Origin of the sequence: Rhodoplanes roseus (genome assembly GCF_003258865.1) — a bacterium.
In the GTDB taxonomy this organism is placed as follows: domain Bacteria; phylum Pseudomonadota; class Alphaproteobacteria; order Rhizobiales; family Xanthobacteraceae; genus Rhodoplanes; species Rhodoplanes roseus.
The window spans coordinates 1-233 of record NZ_NPEX01001032.1 but is presented as its reverse complement, the minus strand read 5'-3'; the positions used below and the strand labels follow the sequence as shown (position 1 = coordinate 233).

Annotated in this window: 1 protein-coding gene; it reads right to left on the bottom strand. The window is 59.7% G+C overall.

Features of this window, described 5'->3' with window-relative positions; translation table 11 throughout:
- A partial coding sequence (locus CH341_RS35605) for a hypothetical protein (RefSeq protein ID WP_210208761.1) occupies positions 1-233 on the bottom strand: 233 nt, incomplete at both ends.

Genomic DNA, 233 nt, shown 5'->3' with positions numbered 1-233 from the left:
CTCAGCCCCGCAGGCGAATTGAAGACCCAGTTGAAATGGCCTTCGGCATCTTGAGAAAACAATGAGATCTGCGAGCCGCGCAGGAGCTTGGCACAGCGCTCCCATAGCGCCGCTTTGGCGACGTGCGTCGCCCCGAGGGGGCGTCCTTCCTTGTCGCGAGGCGGTGAAGCTGTCACGGCCAAAAACACCGAAAATACATGAGACAGGTCATACCGGAGGTCGATCTTCGGCAC